Annotated in this window: 26 protein-coding genes; 18 read left to right on the top strand and 8 right to left on the bottom strand. The window is 52.3% G+C overall.

Translation table 11 applies throughout. The features are described from left to right. Nucleotides 1-16: 16 nt before the first annotated feature. The gene (locus ACH6EH_RS15510) at nt 17-466 is read right to left on the bottom strand and encodes a MerR family transcriptional regulator (protein ID WP_233281010.1); all 450 of its coding nucleotides are present in this window, start codon (nt 464-466) and stop codon (nt 17-19) included. 316 nt (nt 467-782) lie between these two features. On the opposite strand from ACH6EH_RS15510, the gene ACH6EH_RS15505 reads away from it, so the two are divergent. The 3 genes from ACH6EH_RS15505 to ACH6EH_RS15495 are packed head-to-tail and all read left to right on the top strand — an operon-like array spanning nt 783 to nt 4,036. Next, nucleotides 783-2,177, top strand: coding sequence for an ammonium transporter (locus ACH6EH_RS15505; RefSeq protein ID WP_397332986.1), 1,395 nt, complete (start codon nt 783-785; stop codon nt 2,175-2,177). Between the two features lie 42 nt (nt 2,178-2,219). After that, entirely contained in the window at nt 2,220-3,299 is a 1,080-nt protein-coding gene (locus ACH6EH_RS15500) for a DUF294 nucleotidyltransferase-like domain-containing protein (protein ID WP_397332985.1), read from the top strand. Further along, the gene (locus ACH6EH_RS15495) at nt 3,296-4,036 is read left to right on the top strand and encodes an exonuclease domain-containing protein (protein WP_397332984.1); all 741 of its coding nucleotides are present in this window, start codon (nt 3,296-3,298) and stop codon (nt 4,034-4,036) included. The genes ACH6EH_RS15500 and ACH6EH_RS15495 overlap by 4 nt, the downstream gene beginning before the upstream one ends. A gap of 4 nt (nt 4,037-4,040) precedes the next feature. Here ACH6EH_RS15495 and ACH6EH_RS15490 read toward each other — a convergent pair whose 3' ends face one another. Next, entirely contained in the window at nt 4,041-4,547 is a 507-nt protein-coding gene (locus tag ACH6EH_RS15490; RefSeq protein ID WP_397332983.1) for a Mov34/MPN/PAD-1 family protein, read from the bottom strand. Nucleotides 4,548-4,650: 103 nt separating this feature from the next. On the opposite strand from ACH6EH_RS15490, the gene ACH6EH_RS15485 reads away from it, so the two are divergent. Beyond that, complete coding sequence (locus ACH6EH_RS15485) at nt 4,651-5,205, top strand: TlpA disulfide reductase family protein (protein WP_397332982.1); 555 nt, start codon at nt 4,651-4,653, stop codon at nt 5,203-5,205. 67 nt (nt 5,206-5,272) lie between these two features. On the opposite strand, the gene cimA is transcribed toward ACH6EH_RS15485, so the two are convergent. Next, the gene (gene cimA, locus ACH6EH_RS15480) at nt 5,273-6,892 is read right to left on the bottom strand and encodes a citramalate synthase (RefSeq protein WP_138226332.1); all 1,620 of its coding nucleotides are present in this window, start codon (nt 6,890-6,892) and stop codon (nt 5,273-5,275) included. Nucleotides 6,893-7,087: 195 nt separating this feature from the next. On the opposite strand from cimA, the gene ACH6EH_RS15475 reads away from it, so the two are divergent. From ACH6EH_RS15475 to ACH6EH_RS15465, 3 genes are all read left to right on the top strand, one after another. Continuing rightward, nucleotides 7,088-8,446, top strand: a complete 1,359-nt coding sequence (locus tag ACH6EH_RS15475; RefSeq protein WP_397332981.1) for a DNA polymerase IV — start codon at nt 7,088-7,090, stop codon at nt 8,444-8,446. Nucleotides 8,447-8,596: 150 nt separating this feature from the next. Next, nucleotides 8,597-8,836 carry a ferredoxin gene (locus ACH6EH_RS15470; protein ID WP_397332980.1) on the top strand — a complete coding sequence of 80 codons (240 nt, stop codon included), beginning with the start codon at nt 8,597-8,599 and terminating at the stop codon, nt 8,834-8,836. A gap of 179 nt (nt 8,837-9,015) precedes the next feature. After that, nucleotides 9,016-10,440 (top strand): L,D-transpeptidase, encoded by a 1,425-nt coding sequence (locus tag ACH6EH_RS15465; protein WP_397332979.1) that lies wholly within the window; start codon nt 9,016-9,018, stop codon nt 10,438-10,440. A gap of 24 nt (nt 10,441-10,464) precedes the next feature. Here the strand turns inward: ACH6EH_RS15465 and ACH6EH_RS15460 are convergent, their stop codons facing one another. Then, nucleotides 10,465-10,596: a hypothetical protein gene (locus ACH6EH_RS15460; RefSeq protein ID WP_267900153.1), complete on the bottom strand. Its 132-nt coding sequence runs from the start codon at nt 10,594-10,596 to the stop codon at nt 10,465-10,467. Between the two features lie 188 nt (nt 10,597-10,784). On the opposite strand from ACH6EH_RS15460, the gene ACH6EH_RS15455 reads away from it, so the two are divergent. Genes ACH6EH_RS15455 through ACH6EH_RS15445 form a run of 3 tightly spaced genes read left to right on the top strand, consistent with a single transcriptional unit; the run spans nt 10,785 to nt 13,189 of the window. Further along, the gene (locus ACH6EH_RS15455) at nt 10,785-11,879 is read left to right on the top strand and encodes a quinone-dependent dihydroorotate dehydrogenase (protein ID WP_397333026.1); all 1,095 of its coding nucleotides are present in this window, start codon (nt 10,785-10,787) and stop codon (nt 11,877-11,879) included. A 28-nt stretch (nt 11,880-11,907) separates the two neighbouring features. Beyond that, nucleotides 11,908-12,726 (top strand): GTP diphosphokinase, encoded by an 819-nt coding sequence (gene yjbM, locus ACH6EH_RS15450; protein WP_397332978.1) that lies wholly within the window; start codon nt 11,908-11,910, stop codon nt 12,724-12,726. Then, entirely contained in the window at nt 12,719-13,189 is a 471-nt protein-coding gene (locus ACH6EH_RS15445; RefSeq protein WP_138226328.1) for a DUF309 domain-containing protein, read from the top strand. The genes yjbM and ACH6EH_RS15445 overlap by 8 nt, the downstream gene beginning before the upstream one ends. A gap of 122 nt (nt 13,190-13,311) precedes the next feature. On the opposite strand, the gene ACH6EH_RS15440 is transcribed toward ACH6EH_RS15445, so the two are convergent. Together ACH6EH_RS15440 and ACH6EH_RS15435 are read right to left on the bottom strand one after the other, a co-directional pair. Further along, the gene (locus ACH6EH_RS15440) at nt 13,312-13,761 is read right to left on the bottom strand and encodes a PCYCGC motif-containing (lipo)protein (RefSeq protein ID WP_397332977.1); all 450 of its coding nucleotides are present in this window, start codon (nt 13,759-13,761) and stop codon (nt 13,312-13,314) included. Further along, complete coding sequence (locus ACH6EH_RS15435; protein ID WP_397332976.1) at nt 13,761-14,282, bottom strand: thioredoxin family protein; 522 nt, start codon at nt 14,280-14,282, stop codon at nt 13,761-13,763. The genes ACH6EH_RS15440 and ACH6EH_RS15435 overlap by 1 nt, the downstream gene beginning before the upstream one ends. Nucleotides 14,283-14,461: 179 nt before the next feature. Here ACH6EH_RS15435 and ACH6EH_RS15430 point away from each other — a divergent pair, with 179 nt between their 5' ends. From ACH6EH_RS15430 to ACH6EH_RS15420, 3 genes are all read left to right on the top strand, one after another. Beyond that, nucleotides 14,462-16,147: an RsmB/NOP family class I SAM-dependent RNA methyltransferase gene (locus ACH6EH_RS15430; RefSeq protein ID WP_397332975.1), complete on the top strand. Its 1,686-nt coding sequence runs from the start codon at nt 14,462-14,464 to the stop codon at nt 16,145-16,147. Next, complete coding sequence (locus tag ACH6EH_RS15425) at nt 16,144-16,929, top strand: pseudouridine synthase (RefSeq protein ID WP_397332974.1); 786 nt, start codon at nt 16,144-16,146, stop codon at nt 16,927-16,929. Before ACH6EH_RS15430 ends, ACH6EH_RS15425 begins: the two co-directional genes overlap by 4 nt. A gap of 109 nt (nt 16,930-17,038) precedes the next feature. Next, a complete protein-coding gene (locus ACH6EH_RS15420) occupies nt 17,039-17,839 on the top strand; it encodes a Cof-type HAD-IIB family hydrolase (protein WP_138226323.1) in 801 nt (266 codons plus the stop codon). A 154-nt stretch (nt 17,840-17,993) separates the two neighbouring features. On the opposite strand, the gene ACH6EH_RS15415 is transcribed toward ACH6EH_RS15420, so the two are convergent. Next, a complete protein-coding gene (locus ACH6EH_RS15415) occupies nt 17,994-19,157 on the bottom strand; it encodes a GGDEF domain-containing protein (RefSeq protein ID WP_397333025.1) in 1,164 nt (387 codons plus the stop codon). Nucleotides 19,158-19,268: 111 nt separating this feature from the next. On the opposite strand from ACH6EH_RS15415, the gene ACH6EH_RS15410 reads away from it, so the two are divergent. Then, entirely contained in the window at nt 19,269-20,399 is a 1,131-nt protein-coding gene (locus ACH6EH_RS15410; protein WP_397332973.1) for a glycosyltransferase family 4 protein, read from the top strand. Between the two features lies 1 nt (nt 20,400). Here the strand turns inward: ACH6EH_RS15410 and ACH6EH_RS15405 are convergent, their stop codons facing one another. Continuing rightward, entirely contained in the window at nt 20,401-21,447 is a 1,047-nt protein-coding gene (locus ACH6EH_RS15405; protein WP_138226321.1) for a YkvI family membrane protein, read from the bottom strand. 170 nt (nt 21,448-21,617) lie between these two features. Between ACH6EH_RS15405 and ACH6EH_RS15400 the strand changes: the two genes are divergently transcribed. The 4 genes from ACH6EH_RS15400 (at nt 21,618) to ACH6EH_RS15385 (ending at nt 23,382) form a co-directional block, all read left to right on the top strand. Next, nucleotides 21,618-22,193: a xanthine phosphoribosyltransferase gene (locus ACH6EH_RS15400; protein ID WP_138226320.1), complete on the top strand. Its 576-nt coding sequence runs from the start codon at nt 21,618-21,620 to the stop codon at nt 22,191-22,193. A 109-nt stretch (nt 22,194-22,302) separates the two neighbouring features. Continuing rightward, a complete protein-coding gene (locus ACH6EH_RS15395; RefSeq protein WP_138226319.1) occupies nt 22,303-22,632 on the top strand; it encodes a hypothetical protein in 330 nt (109 codons plus the stop codon). A 134-nt stretch (nt 22,633-22,766) separates the two neighbouring features. After that, nucleotides 22,767-22,985 carry a hypothetical protein gene (locus ACH6EH_RS15390; protein WP_138226318.1) on the top strand — a complete coding sequence of 73 codons (219 nt, stop codon included), beginning with the start codon at nt 22,767-22,769 and terminating at the stop codon, nt 22,983-22,985. 67 nt (nt 22,986-23,052) lie between these two features. Continuing rightward, nucleotides 23,053-23,382: a carboxymuconolactone decarboxylase family protein gene (locus tag ACH6EH_RS15385; RefSeq protein WP_397332972.1), complete on the top strand. Its 330-nt coding sequence runs from the start codon at nt 23,053-23,055 to the stop codon at nt 23,380-23,382. Nucleotides 23,383-23,487: the final 105 nt, after the last annotated feature.

The raw sequence follows: 23,487 nt of genomic DNA, 5'->3' as shown, positions 1-23,487 counted from the left end.
CTCCAGTAAATTTGATTTACATTGATGTAAAATGGTTCAGAAAAATTTGCAGCGACTCCATACAAGCCGCTCCCTTCGGCAAAATCCTGGATAAAGCCGCCTTGGCCTGGTTCGGCTTCATGCCCTGGAGCATGGGACCGATCTCATTTACTTCCCGTTCAAGCTTCTGAATCTGCAGCTCCAGCTGGGACAGCTTATCGGAAACCTCATGATCCTCCACAATTGAACAGCGCTCCAGCGTTTCCTTGATTTCTTCGAGGGTATATTTCTCTTGTTTCAACTGATTGATACGTTGCAGCGTGGCTAAAGTTTCAGGGTTGTACAGCCGGTAATTTTTTACAGTCCGTTTCTCGGGAGTTATCAGTCCGAGCTTCGTGTAGTAATCGATCGTTCTCTCGCTGATTCCTGCCGCCTTTGCCAGTTCCCCGATTCTGAACAGCTGATTGGAGGCGTTAATCTCTCCCACGTATGATCACCTCGCAGGCTTGTTTAATGATACTTACTATATAATTGAATGATACATGATTGCCAACCGTACAGTCAAACGTCATGCTTTTTAGAACGGAGTCACACTTTACAATCATAATTCTCAAAGCCCTACATATAGATATAAACGGAGGAGTAAGGTTTGCTCACTTCGCTTAATGTTATATTATCTTACATAAACTATGGATTTATCGTCCTTTTTCAAAATTAACCATTGCCATTCTGAAAAGTGTATGTTTATAATACATTAACAGCAAATCATGTAAGGAAAGCTTACACTAAAGGGAGTGGTTGAAATGAGAAAAAAATGGTTTGGTTCATTGTTAGCAGCAGGTGCTATGCTGGCATTTCCGGCAAGTGCATTTGCAGACGAGGCGGCAAGTAACACGCAGCTGCAGGCGGGTCTGAACTCCGTATTCGTATTCCTTGCCGCATTACTCGTGTTCTTCATGCAGGCAGGCTTCGCACTTCTGGAAGCTGGCTCGGTAAGAATGAAAAATGCAGGCCATGTGGCCGGCAAGCAAATGCTTACCTTCGGAATTGCCATTATCTCCTTCTGGGCACTAGGCTTTGGCTTAGCATTCGGAAACGGCAACAGCTTCTTCGGTCTTGAAGGGTTCTTCCTGAGTGGAGACAACGTAACCGCATCCTTCGATGCTTTTGCAGCCTTCGATGTACCGACGACCATCATGTTCCTGTTCCATTTATCCTTCGCTGCTGTATCGCTCGCTATTGCTTGCGGCGGCTTGGCAGAACGGGCGAAGCTAAGTGTCTATATCATCTTCGGCATCTTGTTCTCCATCGTGATTTACCCGATTGTTGCTCACTGGGTATGGGGCGGCGGCTGGTTAGGCGCGCTGGGCATGCAGGATTTCGCAGGCTCCACAGTCGTTCACTTGACTGGTGCTACAGCAGCTCTCGTGGCTACAGTAATGCTGAAGCCTCGTCTTGGCAAATACAACAAAGACGGAAAGCCTAACAGCATTCCTGGTCACAACCAAGTGTACTCCGTACTGGGTGTACTGATTATCTGGATCGGCTGGTTCGGCTTTAACCCAGGCAGCACGATTTCCGCACTGATGGATGGTTTCTTCGGATTTGTCGCACTGAACACGAACATTGCCGCTGCAGCGGGTGCACTGGCCGCCCTGCTTATCTCCTGGGCAGTTCTCGGTAAAGCAGACATTCCTAGTATGCTGAACGGTGTCCTTGCAGCATTCGTAGCAATCACAGGCGCTTGTGCCTTCGTTGAGCCTTGGGCTGCGGTAGTGATCGGTGCTGTTGCGGGTACAATTGCCTTCTTCTCTGCACAATGGTTTGAGCGTAAAGGTGTGGATGATCCGATTTATGCATTCTCTGTCCACGGTGTAGCCGGGATGTGGGGCGCGGTATCGACAGGTATTTTTGCAGCACCTCGCCTCGTTGAAATTACAGGCGTAGGCCAGGCTGGACTGGTATATGGCGGTGGCTTTACACAGCTGGGCGTACAGCTGCTTGGATTGGTAGGTACTTTCATCTTCGTACTCATTATCTCTGCTATCATTCTTTATCTGATCAAGATGACAACCGGTCTGCGTGTTACGGAAGAAGAGGAATTGATGGGTCTGGATTTGAGCGAGCACGGAACCTACGGATATCCGGAGCAAATGAAAATGGCTTCAGAATCCGGAGCAAAAGGCTCAGCCTTGTAGAATCCTTCGGCCATTAAGTCCATCTCATGAGGAGGGTTGTCAATGGAACCTCTGCCATCATTACATTCAGAGCTTTCTTTTAAAGAGATTCCAGGCTGCCGCTCGGCGGAGGAACTGAAAGAGGCGCGGATTGCCTGTCAAGAACGACTGCTAGAGCAGAAGCCCTTCATGGATTTGTATACATGGATTCAGCAGGTCAACCGCATGCATGATGAGATTGGCCGGCGGGCAGTGCATATCGGGGAAGAGCATATGAAAGGGGCTGGCTTCGGCCAGCCTCCTGCCCGTTATGCCTTCGTTAGCTTCGGGAGCAGCGGAAGGCAGGAAGCTACGCTGTGGAGTGATCAGGATAACGGAATGATTATCGGGGATGAGGTGGATGAAGAGGGGAATCGCTATTTTCAGACATTTGGCGAAGTACTGTCGGACATCCTCGTCACCGCCGGTTATCCGAAATGCAGCGGCAAAGTGATGTGCTCCGAGCCGATGTGGCGCAAAACGCTGTCGGAGTGGAAGCAGCAGCTGGATCATTGGAGCTCACAGCATGCCTGGGAGCCTACGAGGTATTTTATTATCGCTTCGGATCTGCGGCACATCGCCGGCTCTCAGGAGCTTTCGGAGGCCTGGTGTTCTCATTTTCAAGATTGCATTGATCAGAACATTGAGCTCATCCCGGCTCTTCTTCGGAATACCGTACGCCATAAGGCGACCCTGAATGTAATGGGACGTATTGTGACGGAGCGCTTCGGAGAGCATGCGGGCGGATTTGATGTCAAATACGGTGTATACATCCCGCTTGTAAACAGCGTCCGCACGCTGGCACTGCAGCGGGGCATTGTGGAAACCTCAACCCGGCGAAGAATTGAAAAAATTATATTGCTGGAAGGAGGCGGCCTGCTGCTGGAAAATGTGCAGGATGCTTTCCGGGTGGCATTGAAGCTTCGAACAGAGACGAAGACAGAGTGGGAAGAGGGCTTTATCAGCAGCAGTGGCTATATGAGCAGAGAACAGTTAAAGGACAAGCAAATACAGTATGATCTTCGAAATACCTTGGGAGTGGTGCGCCGAATTCACCGCTCTCTGCAAAGAGAGCTTCGGGCTGCGGAGCGTAAAGGGCGTTGAGAGATCCCAGACAGACCGGAGCGGGCTTCTGGAAATCACTGCGCATGGGCGATCTTAATTCGGCGGTAGCCTCCATGCGTGGAAATCCTTCAGCTCAGCAAATCGCCTTTATCCGATCCCAGATGCGAGATCAGCGCAGGCCTGAGGTACTAGGGACACCGCTGAAAGAACTGGAGACGGTCGTTTTTGATCTGGAGACGACGGGCTTTTCATATCAGCACGGAGACGTCATATTGTCCTTCGGAGCGGTCAAGACGCACGGCACAACCATTTTGCAGGATCAATGCTTTCATTTGGTTGTCAACAGCGGAGCTGCCGTGCCATCTGATATTACACGGCTGACCGGCATTACGCAGTCCATGGTGGATGATGCGGTGCCGCTTACGGAAGGGCTTCATGATTTCATGGCGTTCGTAGAGGGCAGGGTGCTGATCGCGCATGCGGCAGGGCATGATAAAGCCTTCCTCAATGCCGCCTTGTGGAAAACGTCCAAGGTTCGCCTCACGCACCGGCTGCTGGATACGATGATGATTGCCAGACAGCTGTATCCAGACCTTCCGGAGCATTCCCTTGACCTTCTCCTGCATCAGGCGGGCATTCCGATAGAAGGGCGCCATGATGCCTTAAAGGATGCTTTAATGACGGCGCGGCTCTGGACCTCCTACATTGAAGCGGTTCAAGAGGAAGAGGGCGTGGGTACGCTGGGAGATTTGTATATGTATCTGAGTCGACTGTAGGCGGCTATGTGATGAGAAGCCCGGCTGCAGTCAGGGACCACAGAGAACGACCGGCCGCGGCTTGATCGTGGCGTGAATGAGTGATCCGATAGACGTTCAGGTCCAGCTCCAGATCGGGCTCCAGTTTCGGAAGTCCCGAATGGTTGCTAGCTGCTAGAGAGCCAATAAGATAAGAAGAGAATAAGCCTCCGAAATTCTGCAGCTGCTGCAAATCCTCAATGGAGGGCAGCGGCGGACTTGAAGGATGGCTGTGATAAAGCGCCTGCACAGGCGCTTTTTTCATGAGAAGGGAGGCCCAAGCTGCAGGATCCAGTGTGAAGTGGTGCCGCGGCTGGGCTGCAGTATTCGTGACGGGAATAAACTGCTGCAGGTGGTTACAATCAGGTCCCGTCAGGATTCCACAGGCTTCAAAGGGCTGACATTGCAGGGTGTGAAACTTCAGGTCTGTAAAGGCTTGTACTGACAGGCTTATCATCTGATCTCGGCAGCCGCCATTCAAAGGGTTCGCCATTTCGTCACCTCCGGGTCGGGATTTTGGCCGGGCTGGTTTGAATCTTGGGTCCTTCAGGGTACAATAGGGACTATACCAAGTCTATCAGTAAAGGAAAAGATCCATGAAGCGTAATATCATCATTTTGTTAGTCATCCTTGCAGCGGCAGCGACTGTAATCTACAAGCAGGCCGGTGACGAGATCCAGTCGGTGTTTAAGACTGAGCAGCCGCTGCCTGTCGAGGTGGGAGCCAAAGCCGGCATGCTGTCGCCTACCTTTACACTGCAGGGCATGAACGGAGGGAGCTACTCTGGCGGAGGCGTCCGCGAGAAGGCGCTCTTGATAAATTTTTGGGCCTCCTGGTGCGAGCCTTGCCGGCAGGAAACGCCGGAGCTGATCGAGCTGGCGCGGCAGTACTCTGAGGAGCTGGACATTTACGGAATTAACGTGACCAAATACGATGTGGAAAAAAGAGCCCGCGCCTTTGCCGACGAATTCAATATTCCCTACCCGCTTCTGATGGATGAAGAAGCCGAGGTGTTTGAAGCGCTGTTCAAGGGTCAAGCTTTCCCGACGAGCGTTCTCGTCGACCGCAACGGGGTTATTCAAGAGGTGCTTGTTGGCTTGCCCGAGCCGGCTGAGCTGAGGAAAAAGGTAAAGCGGCTCACCTCTCTTTAATGGAAGCAAGAATAAACATGGCATTGCCCTGGATTGCGGCAATGCCATGTTTGTATGATGGATCTATTTAGTGATTCACGATGCCCTGGCGGGGAAGGGCTTCGCCTTCCTGCAGCTCTGGGGACATTTGTCCGATCAGCGCGTAACGCATACTGTCTACAAGTGCCTCCCAGCTCGCTTCAATAACGTTGCCGGATACGCCTACGGTGTTCCACGATTGATCAGCGTTCTTGGATTCAATCAGCACGCGTACGCGGGCGGCTGTGGTTTCTTTATCATCGAGGACGCGCACCTTATAGTCTGACAGATGCATATCTGTAAGGGTCGGGAAATATTGCACCAGCGCTTTACGCAGCGCATTGTCCAGCGCGTTGACCGGACCGTTGCCTTCTCCGGCTGTGTAGATGCTCTGTCCTGCTACGTTAATTTTGACGAATGCTTCAGATACGACCGGGCGTCCTGCTGTTTTCTCCACCAGCATCTTAAACGATTCGAATGTGAACAGCTCATGGACCTCGCCATTCGCTTCCCGCAGCAGAAGCTCAAGGGAGGCGTCTGCTCCTTCGAATTGATAGCCCTGATGCTCTAGATCCTTGATCTTGGAGATGACATTCTTCGCCTGCTCACTGCTGGGATCGAAGCTCAGGCCCATATCCTGAGCTTTCGAGACGATGTTGCTCTGTCCTGCAAGCTCGGAAACGAGGATTCGCTGCTTGTTGCCAACGAGCTCCGGTGCGATGTGCTCATATGTTCTGGAGTCCCGCATGATGGCAGAGACATGGATGCCGCCCTTGTGCGCGAAAGCGGCGTTGCCGACATAAGGCTGATTGACCGGCATGTTTACATTGGCAATCTCGCTAATATATCTGGCCGTGCTTGTCAGGTTGGTGATGCTGTCATCGCCGATGACCTGATAGCCCATCTTTAGCTGCAGGTTCGGAATGATGGAGCAGAGATTGGCATTGCCGCAGCGCTCGCCATATCCGTTCATTGTGCCTTGCACCTGTGTGACACCGGCTTGAACGGCACTGAGCGTATTCGCAACCGCCAGCTCGCAGTCATTATGGGTATGGATGCCGAGCGGTGCTCCCGGCAGCTCTGTATTCAAAGATGTTACAATGCCATGCACCTCGTGCGGCAGTGTACCGCCGTTCGTGTCACACATCACCAGCCAGTCTGCCCCGGCTTCACGGGCTTTCTTCAGGACTGAAACCGCATACTCCGGGTTGTTCTTGTATCCATCAAAAAAATGCTCTGCATCGAAGATAACCTCCAGCCCGCTGGCCTTCAGGTAGGCTATGGAATCATAAATCATGGCAAGATTCTCTTCCAGTGTCGTCTGGAGCGCAGTATGCACATGGAAATCCCACGATTTACCGACGAGTGTAGCGGCCTGCGCGCCCGATTCCAAAATACACTTCAGATTAGCGTCATGCTCGGCTGCCATCCCCTTGCGCCGGGTGCTGCCGAAAGCAGTGATTTTGGAGGAGAGGCCCAGATCCTTTGCTCTTCTGAAAAACTCGATGTCTTTACTGTTGCTTCCCGGAATGCCGCCTTCTATATAGTGAACACCAAGAGCGTCAAGCTTCCGTGCGATTTTGATTTTGTCGTCCGCTGAGAAGCTAATTCCTTCGCCTTGTGTGCCGTCGCGAAGCGTCGTGTCAAAAATGGAGATAGACTTAGACATGATGTCCTCCTTATAAGTCCGCCGATGGACCGCCTAATATATAATGTTGTCATTATAGCACTTCTTGGCCTTAAAGGGACAAAGAAATGTAAATTTAGGCTCAGCCTGTTTCTTGACCGGATAATGGGGGAAGGTTAAGCTAAGGGCAGCGAGCTTCCTGCAGGTATAAGATGAGGACTCGGTTCATAATATGGTATGAAAAAGAAGGGTTTAATGGTGTCCAATATTACCGATTTTTATCCGGTGAGCGGCAGGGTTATTTTGCATGTGGATATGAATGCTTTTTACTGCTCGGTGCACGAGGCAGAGGAGCCGGGAAAATTCCGGGGCAAGGCGACGGCTGTTGCAGGCAGCATGGAGTTGCGCAAGGGTATTGTGGTTACCTGCTCCTATGCCAGCCGGGCGAAGGGCATTGCCACTGGCATGACAGTGCGCCAAGCGCTGAAGCTGGATCCTGACCTCATTTTGATTAAGCCGGATTTTGATTTATATCGTAAATATTCCAAAGCATTTATGAGCATTGCCTATGAGTACACGCCGCTGCTGGAGGCCACCTCCATTGATGAGTGCTACCTCGATATCACAGGCTCGAAGCAATTCGGTACGCCGCTCGACATTGCCCGGGAAATTCAGCAGAGAATTCAGGAAGAGCTGTCGCTGCCCTGCTCTATTGGAGTGGCTCCGAATAAGCTGCTGGCCAAGATGGGGTCGGACATCAAGAAGCCGAACGGCATAACCGTGTTGAGAATCCGGGATGTTCCGAAAATGCTGTGGGGACGGCCCTGCGCTGATCTGTTTGGCATTGGCGTGAAGACGGCCGAGAAGCTGGCAAAGCTGAATATCCGGACCATCGGTCAGCTGGCGGCAGCGAAGGAAGAGCTCTTGACAGGAGCGTTTGGTGTGAACGGACGCTGGATGAAGCAGGCTGCGAACGGGCTGGATCATTCCCCGGTCCAGGGAGAGCGGGAGCAGAGCAAATCCATCGGTCATACGACAACGCTGCCGGCGGATATTACGACCCCTGAACAAGCCCGTAAGGTGTTTCTCAATCTGGCAGATCAGGTCGCAAGGCGGCTTCGCCGGCAGGAGCTGATGGCCTCCGGCATCCAGATTACACTGCGCACACCGGATATGAAGACACTCACCCGCTCCAAGCTGTTTCCAGGTCCCACGGAGAATACAGAAGACATCTACCGGGAAGCCTGTACATTGTACGATAGGCATTGGCAGGATGGCCGTCCGCTGAGGCTGCTCGGCATTACGCTGCAGCAGCTTGCACCGCGCATACACTCTGCCATTCAGCTGGATCTGTTTGATTATGAACAGCAGCCGCGCAAGGAATCGTTAACCCGGGTCATGGATGAGCTGCGAGACAAATTCGGGGAGAGCGCGGTGCTTACCGCCGGGATGCTGGGAGATGATCCGTCCTCTTTGATCCGGAATCACAAGCTTCGGGGAACCTCCCTGCAAATGGATTTTGCGGACAGGAAGCGGGATCATGAAAAGTCAGCCCGGAACGAGACTGAAATGAAGAAATGGCACGATCCAGATTAATACAACTATTTTTGTCGGAAAACTCCGGAAAAGCCGGAAAACCATTTGTGTTATCGAATCATTTGTATTACTATACTATATAGTTGGTGCTCAAGATCTGATGCTTGCAAGCACCGGAGTACGTTTTAGATATACAGGAGGCAGAGAACTATGGCGAAGTTTACATGGGTAGATAAAGATACCTGCATTGCATGCGGCGCTTGTGGAGCCACAGCACCCGACATTTACGATTATGATGATGAGGGTCTGGCTGAAGTGATTTACGAGGGTGACAACAACCGCGGTCTGAAAGAAATTCCTGAAGACATGTATGAGGATATGGAAGATGCATGTGACGGCTGCCCGACAGATTCCATCCGAATCGCGGACGAGCCATTCAACGCGGAATAAGCTCTTGACCTGAACGGCTGCTAGAAGAGCAATCATAACGATCATTGTGGAGACGTCTTTTGCCCCAGGGGCAGAGGACGTTTCTTTATTTTTCTGAAGAGATGGTTTCAAGCTGCCGATATAGAGAGTATATAAGTCGCAATAGCGATTAACGCAACTTCGATTGACGGAGGAATTTTATGAGTGAATCGGTACATCTCAAGCGATATGTCGAAAGTCATCCCGATAATAAGATGGCATGGTATCTGCTGGGCAAGGACTATGAGCGTCATGGGGAGCATGGAAAAGCCAACTTCTGCTTTAACCGGGCTGAAGAGGTTTACGAGGCCTTCGAGCACAGTAAAGTGCCGGCTGACATTTGGAAAAATTATCAGCAAAAGCTGCTGCAAGAGGAGCAGCAGAGAGAAAAGCGGGTGGGCAGCATCAGACGGGCGGCGCTCGCACTAGCCTTGTTTCTGCTGTTTCTGGTCCCGTCAGCGGCGGCCCCGGAATGGAGCATGGACAGCTGGGCGAAGGAGGAGCTGGATTCGGGGGAGAAGCTTTCTGCGTTAGCGGAAGCAGAGTCTCGAGCGGGCGAAGAGAAACCTGAAGCTGAAGGCCCTCTGTTTACTGCTGCCGGAAGTGATGCTGAGGGACAAGGAGGACTGTCCTCTCTGTTTCAGAAGCCCTCCGAGCTGCCGGAAAGCAGCGTCGTTCTTGGTATGAGGCAGGCCGGGACGTGGAAGCTGTGGTCGGATCAGATGCCTCTGTTGTACGGTGTGAAGGTGATGGAGGGAGGCGGAATTACAGTGACACCGCTGCAGGGAGATGGTGCAAACTGTGACTGTGGCCCTCTGGAGGGCGGTACGCTGAAGGAGATGGCAGCAAAATGGAGTGAGAACCAGCTGAACCAGGCGGTGCTGGCCAGTGCGCTGGACAGCTTCTATGCTGCAAAAGGCAGACTGCCGCAGGAATTGAAGGAGCTGAGTGGTCCTTTTCCCGACAATTGGCTCGCAGGCTCGTCCGATAAGCTGGAAGAGCTATATGAAGTGTATGCAAGTGTAACCGGTTCCGTGACTAAAGCAAGAGCGGAGGGAGAGAACGGATCCACTGAGCTGGCCATGCTGGAGAAGATGCCAGGGCTGCTGGGCTCATCGCCGGATGGCGCTCCTTTTTTTAGAGAGAAGCTTAGGGTTGTCATCGACCGCAAGCAGCACCGGCTTGCTGTAGTCAGCGGGGATATCATTCTTCGCAGCTATAAGGTGGGGCTTGGCGAGAGCAACAAGACACCTTTAGGGACGTTCCGTATTGCGGATAAGGTGATTAACCCGAACGGCACGGGCAATGGAGTGTATGGAACACGGGGGATGCAGCTGTCGGATACGAATTATGCCATTCACGGGACGGCGGACGTCAACAGCATCGGGGCCAATGTGTCCGAGGGCTGTATCCGGATGCTCACAGAGGATGTTGAAGAGCTGTTTGATCTCGTACCGATGGGGACAGAGGTGAAGATTGGAGAGGGACTGCTCCCGGATCTTGATCTCACCTCAGAGGAGCGCTTCGCGCTGAAGCGCTCCTCCGGGCAGGGCAATCCCAGCAAGACTTATGTGTGGCTGGATTGATTCATGAGATGATGAGTGCAAGCATCAGAGCAGGATAATCAGAAATACGATAAGCACAATGAGCAGAGTAAGGCTGACTCCGATCCATAGAACGGCTTTTTTGTTCACTTCTTCTTTCTTCTGCTTCAGGGTGGGCTTGCTGCGTTTAACGGACATGTCTATTCCTCTCTTTCTAATCATGATTCATGAAGGATTGTCTTTACATTGTAAAGGATTCGCATTGGAAATGCCATGCTGGTCAGGCGCTGGAAGGAGCAGAGCAGGGCGTAAAGAACTTTCTTTTTTATGCAGAAAGCGATAAACTGGTGGGTAGAGAACAGAAAGCCTGGAGAGGAAGAATGGATGTGCTGTACCGCAACGTAGGCAAACCGATTTTTTTCAAGATGGACCCTGAAAAGGCTCATCATCTCGTCGTGGACGGGCTCGCCAAGAGTATGGCGCTGCCGGGAGCGGAAGCTGCGATGAGGACCATGTACGGAGTGCGTGAAACATCTGAGCTGGCGGTTGATTTATGGGGAATTCACTTTCCGACACCGGTGGGGCTCGCTGCTGGCCTGGATAAGAATGCTAAGGCCGTGAGAGGCTTCTCTTCCATCGGCTTCGGCTTTATGGAGGTCGGCACGGTGACCCCGAAGGGACAGAGCGGCAATGAGCTGCCTCGGTTGTTCCGGCTTCCGGAGGATGAAGCACTCATTAACCGGATGGGGTTCAACAATGAGGGAGCGGCGGCTATGGCCGGCAGGCTGAAGCAGCTTCAGGAGCGACGAATTCCGATTGCCGTCAATATCGGAAAGAATAAGGCAACGCCGAATGAAGAGGCCAACCGGGATTATGAGACTTGTATCCGTGAGCTGTATCCTTACGGAGATTTTTTTGTGGTTAATATCAGCTCGCCGAATACGCCGGACCTTCGCAGTCTGCAGCATGGCAGTGAGCTCTCCTCGCTTCTGGAGGCGGTCAAGCAGGAGATGGGGCGTCAGGCTGAGGTTTATGGCACAAGCAAGCCCGTGCTCGTGAAGATCGCTCCGGACGTCAGTCAGGATGAACTGGAATTTATGGTAGACACAATCTCCCGCAGCGGGGTATCCGGAATTATCGCGAGTAATACGACGCTGTCAAGGGAAGGTCTGTCACATCCCAATGCGAAGGAGACCGGAGGCTTGAGCGGCAAGCCGCTGAAGGAGCGGTCTACGGAAATCATTTCTTTGATTTATCAGCAGACAGAAGGCAAGCTGCCTATTATTGGCTCCGGCGGTATATTTACGGCGGAGGACGCGTATGACAAGATCAAAGCGGGCGCGAGCCTGGTGGAAATTTACACTGCGCTCATCTACGAAGGGCCCGAGGTGAACCGGAGGCTTCATGCTGGACTGCAGCAGCTCTTAAAGCGTGATGGTTACACGCATATTTCCGAGGCAGTCGGAGCGAAGCACCGCTAAGCTAAGGGCAAAGACAGGAGGCTAGGCGATGGACGGCAGAGACTGGGGAACATTTTTACAGCCTTATGAGCAGGCAGTTGAGGAATTGAAGGTCAAATTCAAGACCATGCGCTCGGAGCTGAAAAAGCGTGAAGAATATGCGCCGATTGAGTTTGTAACAGGGCGTATCAAGAAAATTTCAAGCATTCTGGAAAAGGCCAAGCGCCTGCAAGTACCTATGGATCAGCTGGAGACCGGCATTGAGGATATCGCAGGAATCCGGATTATGTGTCAGTTCGTAGAGGATATCCGCCGGGTTGCTGTTTATATACGTGCAAGAAAGGATCTCAAGGTGCTGTTTGAGAAGGATTACATTACGAACTATAAGGAAAGCGGATATCGCAGCTTCCATATGATCGTGGAATATCCTGTGCAGACGGCGCTGGGACAGAAAAATGTGCTGGCTGAAATCCAGATCCGGACGCTCGCAATGAATTTCTGGGCGACCATTGAGCACTCCTTGAGCTATAAATACCGGGAGAGTCTGCCTGAGGAGATTCGGCTGCGCCTGAAGAAGGCGGCAGAAGCAGCGAATACCCTGGATAATGAAATGTCCAGCATCCGGGAAGAGATTCTGGAGGCCCAGAAGCAGTTTGAAGACAATTCCAATATTACTTCTCAGCTTCTCAAGGCAATTCATCAGCTGTATTTCTATCATCTGGTGAATGAGGCGATTGAATATCAGGAGCGGTTCAATGAGATCTGGCAAAATCCGGATCAGGATGCAGAAGCGATCAAGGAGCTGCTTGGAGAAGTGAAAGCACTGCTCTCCCTGGCGAAGCGGGGTGTGGAGGAGCAGGATGTATGATTCGCTGTATGCTGCGTATCTGATTTATTTCAACCGGGACCGGGATTATTTTGAATGCCACGAGGTTCTTGAGGAGCTTTGGCTGGCTAAAGATAAGGATCCCAGATACAAGGGGCTGCTGCAGGTTGCCGTCAGCCTGTATCATTTCCGAAATGGGAACATCCCGGGGGCGTCCAAGATGATGCGCTACGCGGTCAGCCGGCTCACAGGGCTGGCTGATCGGGAGCTCGGCATCCGGATGGATATGCTCTATAAGGAGATTGAGCACTATGCCGCTCAGCTGGAGCGATACAGAGAGCAGCCGTTTCCATATCGAGATTTGACCATTCTGATCGCCGATCCGCTCCTGCAGGAGCAGGTTGAGAGGACTGCGCCGGAGATCCAGCCCAATGTACCGCAGCGAAGAGGACCTCAACGTTCTGCGAAGCATGAGCTGAAGCATAAGCAGCATGGAGCTGAATAGAAGAGCGCGAGGGCAGCAGCGGCCGGGGAAGGAGCGGACGCTGCTGTTTTTGTTGCCAACACAAAAACTGCCCCGGTCTTATTCGATCCGGGACAGTCTGAATCAGACTCTATGGTGAATGCTTAGATACTGCCGTGGTACTTCTTATCGATGGAGGAACGGATCTCCTCCACGGTCTTTCCTTCTCCGTGCAGGCGCTTGACATCTTGAAGCTCACTGAGGCAAATTCCGCATAGTGCACCATGATCACTCCATTGAATGCCTTCTTCACGCTCGTCCGCGACGAAGCAGCGGAGCAGCGAATCATGGTCATTATCCTCCATACAGCCGCAATAGCACTTCATTTCCTTCAGGATCTCTTTCAAAGCACCAACGTCTCCGTAGGCAGCCTGCGTGTTATCCGTATATACTGAAATGAGTTGCGGCATGATGTCATAGGAAGCCGTGATTTCATAGTTCTCCGAATGGGCACCATGGCTATGGGATTCGTGATTATCCTTCCCGGCCCCGGCGCATCCGGACAGCAGCAACGCAGCTAGAACACTGGCGGCGAGCCAGGATCGAGGGGCCATTATTCCTTTACGCTCCCTTTGTGCTTCTGCAGAAAATCTTTGAAGTTTTCCGCGCTGTTGCCTTCGGCCAGATTCTCTGTGGTGATGCCCCCGACCAGGCGATCCTTCTCTTTGCCATTCTCGAAAAAGACAAGGGTTGGCGTATATTCGATATTATACTGTCTGAAGCCCTCCTGAAATTCCTGGAGATTATATTGATGCAGCGTTACGCCAAGATCTTGCGCGAGCGGCATCAGCTCCGGTGTTGTGGCTTTGCAGGCAGGGCAGGTCGAGGAGAAGAAGTATACATAATAGCTCTCTGCTGCGGCTTCCTTCTTGCTAAGCTGATCTGGTAGAATGATCTGCTGGTAATTGGGATCCTCCAGCTGGGCTTTCGTTGCCGGATTAAGCTCCGCTACCTTCTTGCCGCCATACAGCGCGCTTGCTTCGCCTTGAGTGTTCAGGAAAGCCAATAAACCGATTAATGCAATCAATATGCCTGCAAATACGTACAGGCCGAAATAGTTCTTCTTGCGCTTCAAACACTCACCCCCCTATATGATCGACATGCAATTAGGGCATGTCCCCTAGAAACGTAATTTATTATACAATAATCAAGAGGACTGCGGTACAATTTAAAGCTGTTTGGCTTCGACAATTTCATGAACGAGGTAAAGCTGCAGCCAATGAATACAAAACTAACGAACAGGCAGGTAATGCTATGGCTCCACAACGACCGAGCGCTTTCGATGCAAAAATGAAAAGTCTGCTGGGAGATGACTTCGAACAATTTCAGAGCTCGTATAACGATACGCCCCTTGGGGGCCTACGTGTCAATACATTGAAGATTAGCCGGGAGGCATTTCAGAAGCAGTCTCCATTCGCCCTGACCCCGATTCCGTGGTGTGAGACCGGCTTTTATACAGGGGAAGGCGTGCGTCCAGGCCTGCATCCCTATTACCATGCCGGGATGTATTACATTCAGGAGCCGAGCGCCATGGCGCCGGTTGAGCTGTTGGATGTAGAGCCTGGTGACCGCGTGCTGGATTTATGCGCCGCGCCTGGCGGAAAGTCTACGCAGATTGCAGCCAAGCTGGCAGGGAGGGGACATCTGGTCACCAATGATCTGCACCCCGAACGAACGAAAGCGCTGGCCAAAAATATAGAGCTCTATGGCGTGCGCAATGCGGTTGTACTGAATGAAGCGCCAGAGGCCATTGCGGCTTCATTTCCTGAATATTTTAACAAAATACTGATCGACGCTCCCTGCTCCGGCGAAGGCATGTTCCGCAAGGATGAGGATATGCTGAGGCATTGGACGGAGGATTCTCCACGGAAGTATGCCGCCATGCAGAAGGAGATTCTGGAATCGGCAGCCCGTATACTGGCTCCGGGCGGAACGATGGTATACTCTACCTGCACCTTTTCTCCCGAAGAGAATGAAGGAATGATTGCCGTCTTTCTGAAGCACCACCCTGAATTTTCGCTCCTCTCCAAAGCAGGGACAGAAGCCCCCTGGTTCTCCGCGGGAGAAAGTCAGTGGCTTTCAGAGCATGGCCTGGAAGAAACCGGTCCCGATGCGGCGGGCGATGCTGCATGGATGGCAGAAGTCTCGAAGACCTTGCGGCTGTGGCCGCACCGTGTCAAAGGCGAGGGACATTTTATGGCTGTGCTATGCAAGGAGGTACCGGAGATGACGGGAGCTTCGCACCGTGAGGAAGAATACCGTCTTTCCTTGCCAGTGACAGGGGTCTCTAAGGGGCAGCTATCCATGGCGCTTCAGGCTGGAGGAGAGCGCCGCCAGAAACGGCTGGAGTCTAATACCAGGCCGGAGGCTAAGCATCGGCGCGGGGCAAGCGCAGGCATGGACCCAGGAGGAAGACGAGGCTCCAAAGGTGGACGCGGGTCAGAGCGAGTGCTGAGGCAGGACACGGGAACGGAGATCGGGCGGAACGAGGCCGAGGGTCTGCTGCAGCACTTTATTTCCGACAACCTCAGCTGGGAGGAATATCACGGTTATTTAAGGCTTCACGGACAGCATCTGTACCTCTCCCCGCTCCCTGAGGAGCGGCTGCAGGGACTGAAGGTGGTGCGCGCCGGCTGGTATGTGGGCAGTGTCAAGCATGGACGGTTTCAGCCATCCCACCCGTTGGCTGCGGCTTTGCAGCCGGAGGAAGCACGCCGAGTTATTAACCTGTCCTCAGACAGCGGAGAAGCGGTAAGGTATTTGAAGGGGGAAACGCTGGAAATAGAAGCCGGCCGCGTGCACAGCCGTGACTTCTCGTCAGATGAGCCGAAGGGATATGTCCTGGTCACGATTGACGGCTGCTCGGCCGGCTGGGGAAAATGGCAGTCCGGCATCCTGAAGAACGAATATCCGGCAGCATGGAGGTGGACATCTGCATGAGCTCCAAGCAGAACAGCAAAGGCAAAGGCACGGGCAAGGGCAAATCAACGCAGCGCCTGGACAAGGTATTGTCCAATATGGGCTGGGGCTCCCGAGCCGACATCAAGAAAATGGTCAAGCAAGGCATGATTGTCGTCAACAACGCTGCGGTCAAGGACTCTGGCATGCAGGTCGATCCGCATAGGGATATTATTGAAGTACAGGGCGAACGGGTTCTATACCGCGAGTACGTGTATCTGATGATGAACAAGCCGCAGGGTGTAATCTCTGCAACGGAGGACAAGCGTGACAAGACCGTCATCGACCTCTTGAGCCAGGATGACCGGTGGCTGCAGCCGTTCCCGGTAGGAAGGCTGGATAAGGATACAGAGGGACTGCTGCTGATTACGAATGATGGGCAGCTCGCTCATGAGCTGCTGTCACCCAAGAAGCATGTGCCCAAGACCTACGAGGCCTATGTACAGGGGAATGTGGATGAAGAGGATGTGATCCGGTTCAGAGAAGGTGTTACGCTGGATGACGGGTATACCACGCTGCCGGCAGAGCTGAAGATTCTGTCCCGGGAAGATGAGGCTGATGGGGTGAAAAGCCATATTTCCCTGACTATTCATGAAGGGAAGTTCCACCAGGTCAAGCGCATGTTTGAGGCCGTCGGCAAGAAGGTCGTGTACTTGAAGCGAATTTCTATGGGCAGCCTCCGTCTGGACGAAGCGCTTGCCCTTGGCACCTACCGGGAGCTGACCTCTGCAGAGCTGGAGCTGCTGGGACGAGCTCAGGACTAAGCCTGCGTTTCGCAGTACGGTCTGCAAAGCTCTTGGCAAACCGGCGGCTTCCCTATAACATGGAACGTAAAGAGAGATATTATGACGTGAAAAAGGATGGGATGAGAGTATGGCATACAAGCTAGTGGCACTGGACGTGGACGGTACGCTGTTAAACGATAACCATGTGATGACCGAGCAGACCATGCAGACGGTCATGGAGGCGTCCCGGCAGGGGATAGAAATTGTACTCTGCACCGGCCGCGGACCGCAGAACACGATCCCTTTTTTGGAAGAGATGGGCTTGAAGGGATATGTAATCAGTCACAACGGTGCGGCAACGGTGGAGGTAGAGAGTCGGAAGGTTGTCCATCAGTTCGCCCTGGATCATCACGCCCTGAAGCCATACATGGAGCACTGCCGTCAGCAGGGAATACACTTTGATATTAATACGCCATTTGGCATGTACGTGGACCAGGTGGAGGCTTTGGCAGGTCCTGTCCGCTATATGTATGAGAAATATCTGATGATGCCTTCCAATCTGCCCGCCTGGGAAGAGCTGGATGGACCTGTTGTAAAGTTCACTGCGTTCGGAGAAAGCAAGGATATGGATGCCCTGTTCCAGGCGTGGAGCCAGTGGACACCGGTGTACAATATGCTGCGCAGCGGTGAGTATTTCATTGATTTGATGCAGGAGGAAGCCTCTAAAGGAAACGCGCTCAAGCTGCTCGCGGAGCAAAGAGGCTACAAACGGGAGGAAATTCTCGCGATCGGAAATTATTATAACGATGTGACGATGCTGAGCTATGCCGGCTTGGGCATTGCCATGGATAATTCGCCGGTGGATGTCAAGGCTGCGGCAGATGAGATCACTCTGTCCAACAATGAGGATGGGGTTCATGCCGCGCTTCTTAAGCATTGTCTCGTATAGTATGGACAAAGTATAAATAGAAACACAAAGAGACCGCCTGTCGGCAGTATACGGGAGAATGCCAGACCCCTCATCGCCCCCAAGAACGGTCTCTTTGTGTTTCATGTGAACGTATGATTAAGCCATGTCGCTGCCTCTACTCCGGGAGCCAGGCTTACCCTTCTAACTCCAGGGGAGCACCGCCCGCCGTCCGCGAACGGCTGTGGAGCGTGCGGAAATCCGTGACCTGATTCTTACCGGAGGCTTTAGAGTGATACATAGCCTGGTCCGCCTGCTTCATCAGCGCTTCACCGGTTACTCCCTTGCGAAGAGAGCTGTATCCGACGCTGACGGTGACGATCGTCTCTTCTTCGATGCGCCGGCGGATCTTTTCCGCAACGAGAGAAGCTTTACTGCCGCGGCTCACCACCAGGGCTACGAGCTCCTCGCCTCCATACCTGCCGGCCAAGCCGCGTCCTTCAAGCTCTTCCTCCAAAATACAGGCCGCCTGCTTCAATACTTCATCCGCGCGGGCATGGCCCTGCGTATCATTCAGCTTCTTGAAGTTGTCAATATCGCAGAAGATCGCCGCCACCTTCACTCCCTGAGATACATAGCGCTCGAGGTGCTTCATGAAGTATCGCCGATTGTACAGACCCGTCAAGCCATCTGTAATAGAGGAGCGGTAGATTGACTGCATCTGTTCAATCATTCGCTGAAACAGCATCAAGAAGATGACACTATAAAATAGCAACGGAAGCCCGGACAGCAGATCCAGCAGAGGCAGCATGTCCGGGTTAGCGTCGATGTAAGAGTGAAATCCGTGGACTCCAGCCCAGACGGCGTACCCGCTGAGCCCGAGTATGTATCTGCGCCGCTGGCGAATGTAAGGGGCGACAAATAGGAAGGAGCCAGCAATGACAGCCCATTCCAATACATCATAGAACAGGACTGAAGCGAATGTATCAGGGGAGGCCTGCAGCAGCACCGGAATTAGCAGCAGTGTACCGCATATAAAAATAAATCCGTAGTACAGACGGCGCATCCGATGGTAAAGAAGCAGCACGGCGAGGTTCAGCAGAACCAGGGAAAACAGCTGCAGCGGGCGATAGACATCCTGTGTATGTAACAGCGGCTCGCCGGATAATAACAGATGGATGTTCAGTCCTTCATATGTCATAATAAAAAAGAAAGCCGCCGCCATCAGCAAATAAGCCTGCTTTCGCTGTCTTAGGTACATCAGTGTACACATGATCAGCACCATGAGCGAAGCGTAGGCAATGCAGAATGTGGTGAGGCCGGAGAACGGAAGGTTACTCCAGAAAGCCGAAGGATCCATCAATACGAAACACTCCTGAAGGGATATTTTTCCTGAAATCATTCGTATTCATCGTATCACAACCTGCGGCTGCCTAAAAGAGAGAGATTTGCAGAAAGGGGAGCATGCTCCATGAAATTGCTACAAGCGTTATTCTTCCCTCCTGAACAGCCAGGAGGCGTCTCCTCCATGATCCCATATCTTCAGGAGCGCTTTCATTCCGCCAGATGGGAGATGGAATTGTTCTGGCTTCCCAAGAGAATCCGCAATAAAGGGCAGGAGGAGCCCGTGTTTCGCACCTTTGACTGGCGTGAGTTTGGTGAGAGCCTCATTGTCCAGAAATATATTCAGACCTACATGGATTACATATGGTGGGCCCGCCTGCGGATTCACAAGCCGTACGACCTGATTCATGCACATCATCCCATTGCCGGAATGGCCATGAAGACCGTTTTTCCCGACGTGCCCCTGGTGCAGACGGTGCATTCCAGCTATGAACGGGAGCTTATTCTAAACGGGCGGATTCAGGAAAATGGACTGGAGCACCGGTTTCTAACGTCACTGTATCGGGAGTTGGAGGTTGTCAGCGAACAGGTGCTGACGGTTTCCCGTTCCTTTGCTCACTACATGGCGCCATATGTGCAGGAGCCGGAGCGCATTGGCGTCATCTATAACGGATTTGATGAGAAGCGCTTCAAGCCTGTCCCGCATGAAAATATTGTCCCGCAGCTGATCACGGTATGCCGGCTCGTTCCGGCGAAGGGGCTGGATACTTTGCTGTACGCCTGTGCTGAGCTCAAGCGCAAGGGCTATGATTATGTGCTCCATATTATAGGGGATGGCCCCTGCCGGCAGGAGCTGGAGCACCTGGCTAAGGAGCTGGACATCTATCAGGAGACGATTTTTTACGGATATACGCTGCATCCGGAGGAGTTTATGCCCTTCTTCGATATTTTCGTGCTTCCATCGCGGGCAGAGGCCTTTGGATCTGTATTTGCGGAGGCAGCGCTCAGCTGCCTGGCACTAATCGGAAGCGATGTAGGAGGGATTGCAGAGCAGATTGAGGACGGTGTAAACGGTCTGCTCGTGCCTCCGGGGGATGCTGCCGCACTCAGTATTGCGCTGGAAAAGGTAATTTCTGACCCGCTGTTTCGATATGAGCTCGCCCGTTCAGCCTGGGATAAGGCCAAGAATCATTATTCTCTGTCCAAATCCGTCAATGAGCTGAAAAAGCTCTATTTGAAGCACGGTGCTACGCTGTAAGCTACAGCTTCCGGCTGGCAGACAGCCCAAAGAGGGATAGACGCGCTGCCCAGAACAGACAGAGGATACCGAAGAGCGGGTACAGGATGGAGAGCAGCGAGCTAAAGCCAAACTGACTCATCAGATAACAAATAATCATAATGGTGAGTGTGATCAGCCTTGGGTGCAGCGTCGTGCGCTGCTGAAGCTGCAGCGTAATGCCATATATATTAGCGACAAATGTGCTGAATATTTCAAGGAAGATCAGGATCACATACACGATTTGTACGTACCAGCCCAGCTGCTGGGCAATGCTTCCCATCGGAATTTCGAATTGGCTGATGCCCGGCATTCGGGCAGATAACGCAAAATGTGCCGAGATCAGCATCAGGCCGATGCCAGTTCCGCCGAGTATGCCTCCAAAGCGTACTACCTTCGTGCTGCCCGTCTGGCTGCCCAAAGGAACGAGCACGGGCATAGCCATAACCAGGTTGAACGCGGTATACAGCAGTGGCGCCAGCCAGACGCTGGGCAGGCTGTGGTCACCTGTCATCGTTATAAAGCGGTCCGCACCCGGCAGTGTGGCTGTCTTCGTAACGATCAGAAGCGACATCATAAGCATCATCGGTACGACCAGGCTGTTCATGTACAGGATGGATGACATGCCCCGGCGCAGAATAAGGAAGGACCCGGCAATGGTGATGAGCAGTCCGGTCTGGTAATGGAAGTGAAGGTTCTCCATAAACACAGAGCCTGCACCCGCAAGCATGATGCTGTTCACGCCAATGAGGATGATGAGCATGATGAGACTGATTATGCTTCCGAAGCGCTCTCCGAATAAATGCCGATTAAGGTCCTCATAAGAGGCGGCTCCGATGGCTCTGGAGAGGGTCATCATTTTGGAGCCGAGAAAGATAAACAGCACGGTCGACAGAAGGATCGTAAAGACGGCGAGATAGCCGTACTGCGTAAAGAACTGAAGAATCTCCCGTCCTGTGGCAAAGCCTGCTCCGACGATGGTTCCGATATATGTAAAAGCGATTTGAAGCACACGCACCTGTTTGTTCACGTTGCCAGCCCTCCGTTTCCTGTCAATACAGCTTTAGTACAGGGTATGCCCGTCCCCGGCAGGACATGACTATGGAGGGCTCAGCAGGCTATCGGGATTTACAGACTTGCCGGATGCTCTTGAAATGTGGTAATTTTACGACAAAGGTTATTGGCGTGGGAGGTCAGGATATGGAGTGGTTGAAGCAGCGGGTTCTACAGGAAGCTGTCGTATTATCAGATCAGGTGATTAAGCTGGACGCATTATTGACGCATCAGGTGGATCCTTCCCTGATTATGGAGATGGGTAAGGCTTTTGCTGCCCGGTTTCGGGATCAGGGTGTGACCCGGGTTGTGACCTTGGAGTCCTCCGGAATCTCCGTTGCCTTTGCAGCAGCGCTTGCGTTGGAAGTTCCCATGGTGTTTGCCCGGCGGAAGAAGACGCTGCTGGCGGACCCTGATGCGCTGTGCGAACGAGTGCCTTCCTTCACGAAAGGCATTGTGACAGACATTATGATGTCCCGCCAGTTTATTAGTAAGGAAGACCGGGTATTATTTATTGATGATATTATCGCGAATGGGGATGCCGCCCGCGGCCTGATCAAGATTATTGAGCGGGCAGGAGCAGAGCTGGTCGGATTAGGCGTTGTCATCGAGAAGAGCTTTCAGGCAGGGGCGAGAACCTTGAGAGAGCAGGGCATTCAAGTGGAGCCGCTGCTTCAGATCAAGTCTCTGGAAGGCGGCAGAATCACCTTCGTGGATGAATAAACTTTATGGAAATTTTGTGAAACCTGTGCCTAAAATAGCAACTATGCCTTTCCTGTGCGGGGTTTTTATTTTATAATGTAGGAGCAGGAAAGAGAGAGGAGGCAACAACATGGGGAAAGAGCCGGTAACTGAAACTTACTTGATCGAGAAGCTGAGCGGAGCGAAGGTTCACTTTGAACGGGCGCTGGATTGCAAGCACACCGAATTCGATGACCTTTATCCCTATATGATCGAACATCCTCAGTTCTTTTGGTATAAGCGTTATGTAGCCTGGTCTGAGCTTCTGACGATTGCTGGCATGTGTGAAGAGCTTTCTTATAACTGGAGAGAGCAGTTTACAGAGCAGCAGGTGGAATATGTAGAGAAGCGGGTTATGTCATCCACAGTCCTTGATTTCTGGTTTGAGAAGAATGACAGCATCGAGCCTGCTCAGCGTTAAGGCGTATGTGCGTGCGGGAGTGAATGCTCCGCACAAGGCTGATGTTTCCATATGATGCTTTATTGTTGAAGGCTGCCTGCGGGATGACATTCATCCTGCGGGGGCCTTTTTAATCATGAGAAAGGAGGGCCTGTATGATTAACGACGAGCAGTTAAATGAGCTGCGTTTGTCCGGGGAACGAGTGCGTGTCGTTCGAGATGGTCTGGAAAGCAATGATGTGAGCGGGATTGTAGTCGCCTGGGATGAAGAGCATGTTATTATCCGCCGCAGGAACCGCCGGGTGGTCAAGCTTAGCCGCGGCTACAGCTATCAGCTTCATAGCGAACCGCGCATTAGTCCACTGGATGCCTAGCATAGATTTCTGCCATCGGGACAACCTAGACGGGAGAAGTTAAGCTACAGTGAGGTGGAATAAATCGATGGAATTTCACAGTGATAAGGTCAATGCCTACAAACATGAAATCCACAATCTGAAAACAGCCATGCCGGCCATTGCAGAGTCTTATCATCACTTCACCGGGGCCTGCTTTCAGGTTGGGGAGCTGGATGAAAAAACAAAGCAGCTGATCGCGCTGGGGATCGCCATGTTCGCGAACAACGAGCTTTGTACGTATTACCATATGGAAGAGGCGAGGTCGAAAGGGGCTAGTGATGCCCAGATTATGGAGGCTGCTGCCGTGGCCTCGGCTGCCAGTGCAGGACATGCTATGTCACAGGGCTTGATGAGAGTTCAGGCCAATCTGCATTAGCACAGAGTGACCAATCTTCTCAAGGTGCAAGCACGCTAAGGAACCGTCTGTATTGCAGCCCTGCTGCCTGTCAGGCGGTTCTTTACGTATATCTATATGCTAATG

It is taken from the genome of Paenibacillus sp. JSM ZJ436, assembly GCF_044383795.1.
Lineage (GTDB): Bacteria > Bacillota > Bacilli > Paenibacillales > Paenibacillaceae > Paenibacillus_AQ > Paenibacillus_AQ algicola.
The sequence above is the reverse complement of the archived record's forward strand: the minus strand, read 5'-3'. Positions and strand labels throughout refer to the sequence as shown.